Source organism: Intrasporangium sp. (genome assembly GCF_051961875.1).
GTDB lineage: Bacteria > Actinomycetota > Actinomycetes > Actinomycetales > Dermatophilaceae > Intrasporangium_A.
Map to the genome: position 1 here is coordinate 1 of NZ_JBQCCV010000034.1, position 3,401 is coordinate 3,401.

Below are 3,401 nucleotides of genomic sequence, written 5' to 3' on the forward strand. Positions count from 1 at the left end.
GCCCGCTGGGCTCCGGCCGGGGTCTGGCACTCGTCGCTCGCGACCCAGCGGATCTGGACCCGTGCGTCGTGGTGGAAGCCGCCCGCCCGGAGCGCCTCGGTGACCGACAGGTAGGCGTCAGGCAGGTCGACGTACTTGCCGACGAGGGCGACCTCGAGCTCGTGCTCGGGGTCGTGGACCCGCTCGAGCAGCCGGTCCCACTCGGACCAGTCGACGTCGCGGAAGCCGAGACCGAGGCGGCGGATGATGTGGGCATCGATGCCCTCGGCGTGCAGCACCCGCGGGATGTCGTAGATGCTCGGCGCGTCGACGCAGGCGGCGACCGCCTCGACGTCGACGTCACACATCAGCGAGATCTTGCGCTTGATGCCGTCGGGGATGTCGCGGTCGGCACGCAGGACGAGCCCGTCGGGCTGGATGCCGACCTGGCGGAGCGCGGCGACCGAGTGCTGGGTCGGCTTCGTCTTCAGCTCGCCGCTCGGGGCGAGGTAGGGCACGAGCGAGACGTGGAGGAAGAACGAGTTGTCGCGGCCGATGAGGTGGCGCACCTGGCGGGCCGCCTCGAGGAAGGGCAGCGACTCGATGTCGCCGACCGTGCCACCGATCTCGGTGATGATGAGGTCGGGCGCGTCCGGCCCGCCGGTCGCGAGCGCCCGCATCCGGGCGACGATCTCGTTGGTGATGTGCGGGATGACCTGCACCGTGTCGCCGAGGTACTCGCCGCGCCGCTCACGGGCGATGACGGTGTTGTAGATCTGCCCGGTCGTGACATTGGCGGAGCCGACGAGGTTGACGTCGAGGAAGCGCTCGTAGTGGCCGATGTCCAGGTCGGTCTCGGCGCCGTCGTTGGTGACGAAGACCTCCCCGTGCTGGAACGGGTTCATCGTGCCCGGGTCGACGTTGATGTATGGGTCGAGCTTCTGCATCGTGACCTTCAGGCCACGCGACCTCAACAGTCTTCCGAGGCTCGAGGCGGTCAGCCCCTTGCCGAGCGAGGAGGCTACGCCCCCGGTCACAAAGATGTGCTTCGTCGTCGTTTCCACCACGGGCTTGCAGTCTACGTCATGACTCGGTGAGCGACTGGTAGCGCACCACCCATTGGCGCGCCTCGTCCTCCGGAGTGGCCCACGTCTGCGCCCGGAGCCGGCCCAGGGCCGCGAGCGAGGCGCGTCGGGACGGGTCGCTTAGCAGTTCGTCCACGGCGGCCGCGGTGGCGACCGGGTCGCCGGGTGGCACGAGGACGCCTGCGTCGCCGACGAGTTCGGGCAGTCCGCCCACCTCCGGGACGACGACGGGGACCGCGGCCGCCATCGCCTCCTGGACCACGAGCGCACGGGCCTCCCAGCGGCTCGTCAGGACGAGCACGGCCGCCTCCCGCAGCCATGCGTCCACGTCACCGCGCTCCCCCACGAACGCAAGGGGTATGCCGCTCACCTCGTCCTCGAGGCGGCGGCGCAGCTGCGCGTCGCCACCTCCCACGACGACCCAGGTGGCGGGCTCGGTCAGGGCACGGGCGGCGCCGACGAGGGTGTCGAGGTCCTTCTGCGGAGCGATCCGTGACACCGTGAGGACGAGGGGAGCCCGGCCCTCCGGGTCGAGCCCGGCGGAGGCGAGGAGCGCGCCGCGAGTCGGCGCCGGAGGCGTCGAGTCCGGTGAGTGCGGCGAGCCGGCTGAGTCCGGTGAGTGCGGCGAGCCGGCTGAGTCCGCTGCGCCCGTTCCGTCCCCGGAGCCCTCGTGGTCCGTGGAGCCGGCTGGGTCCGTGGAGCCGAGCAGGGCGGCCAGGCGCGGGGAGGCCACGGTGGACAGCTCCGCCCTCGGCGCACCGAGGGCGCGGGCCACCTCGACGAGGTCCTCGCTGGCGCCGGTGACGAGGTCCGCCCGACGCAGGGCCCAGCGGACGGCCCTCGCGCCCGCTCCTGTCGTCGGAACCTCGTTGTGCAGCGTGACGACGAGCCGGGGACGAGGCCGTGCCCGGAGGGCGGCGACGGCCGCGACGAGAGCCGCCTGCTGGCCGTGGGCGTGCACGACGTCGACGGTGGACGCCAGGCGCATGATGAGGTGCCAGTCGAACGGCGCACCTGCAAGCGCGCGTGGGGAGCCGAAGGGCCAGAGCCGGCGGGCGTCGGCCCAGCCGAAGTGGCTCGCGGTGGAGCGGTCGGTCGCGACGACGACGTCGTGGCCGAGGTGCCGGAGGTCCTCGGTGAGCCGGCCGACGTGGCTGCCGATCCCCCCGGTCGAACGCCCGAGCAACTGCAGGATCCTCATCGCTGCTCCTCCCCCTCGCAGCGCCTCATCGGGGCGCGCCGTTCGCCGCGGTGGCCGGGGCACGACGCAGGAGGCGGCGCACCACGCTGCGGTCGCCGGCGCTGCCCACGACGGCGAAGACCAGCGTCGCGAGAAGTCCCGCGGCGACGGTGGCGAGAGCGGCCGCGCTCAGGTCGGTCGGGCGCCAGGCGGAGCCGAGCCACCAGCCGGCGGCGGCCGCGACGGTCCCGCCGAGCAGGGCCGCGAACAGGGGTCGTCCCGGGGGTCGGAGGGCGTCGCCACCCCATGCCCTGGCCGCGAGGACGGCGAGTACGACCGCGGCTGCGACGAGTCCGGTGCTGGAGCCGATGCCGATCGCGCGCAGCGTGTCCGCCGGCCCAGGGGTGCCCGAGAGGACGACGAGGGGCACCGCCAGGGTGAGCAGCCAGCCGGCACCGGCGGTCGCTCCCGCGGTCCGGGCGTGCCCCCGCACGTAGAGTGCGCGGGTCAGCAGGCCGATGGCGCCGAGGCCGACGACGCCGGGCGCGAACGAGACGATCGTGGTCGGGATGGCAGCGAGGGCCTCACCGCCCGAGCCGTGGCCGCGCCCGGCGTCGAGGGCGCTGAAGAACGCCCCGACCGGCTGGGCCACGGCGACGAGCAGGGCGACGCCGTAGAGGCCGGCGATGAGGGTGCCGAGCCAGGCGCCCCGGAGAGTGCGCACGGCGTCGTCCCCGGCGCGGCCGGTCTCGGCGTCCTGGCCGGCGAGCGTCGGGAAGGCCGCGGTCGCGAGCGGGACGGCGAGGACGGCATACGGGAGCACGGAGACGGCCTGCACGTAGGTGAAGACGTTGAGCGTGCCGGCACCGCCGCGGTCGTTGGCCAGCCGGATGACGACGAGCGTCGCGAGCTGCTGGCCGACGAGTGCGAGGAGGCCGGCGATCGCGAGGCGGCGCACCCGGGCGGATGCCGTGTCCGGGAAGCGGAGGGTCGGACGGAGCCGGATTCCGGCCCGGCGCAGGGGCACGAGCAGCGGCAGGCTGAGGGCCACCACTCCGAGCGTCGTGCCGAGGCCGAGGACGAGGACGGCGCCGCCCGGGACGGTCTCGATCGGCGCCGCGGCGTCGGGCACGAGAGCCCGGTAGACGAGGTAGGTG

Annotated in this window: 3 protein-coding genes; all 3 read right to left on the reverse strand. The window is 74.0% G+C overall.

Features of this window, described 5'->3' with window-relative positions; all coding sequences use genetic code 11:
• Positions 1-1,043: CTP synthase (locus ACTHJJ_RS02085; protein ID WP_440301279.1), on the reverse strand; the 1,043-nt coding region annotated here is incomplete at its 3' end.
• Positions 1,044-1,062: 19 nt separating this feature from the next.
• Positions 1,063-2,265, reverse strand: coding sequence for a glycosyltransferase family 4 protein (locus ACTHJJ_RS02090; protein WP_440301280.1), 1,203 nt, complete (start codon positions 2,263-2,265; stop codon positions 1,063-1,065).
• 25 nt (positions 2,266-2,290) lie between these two features.
• Positions 2,291-3,401: lipid II flippase MurJ (locus ACTHJJ_RS02095; RefSeq protein ID WP_440301281.1), on the reverse strand; the 1,111-nt coding region annotated here is incomplete at its 5' end.

What these genes read in the sequence shown, in the direction of transcription:
- ACTHJJ_RS02090 (WP_440301280.1), bottom strand. Translation starts at nt 2,265, where the DNA reads ATGAGGATCCTGCAGTTGCTCGGGCGTTCGACCGGGGGGATCGGCAGC.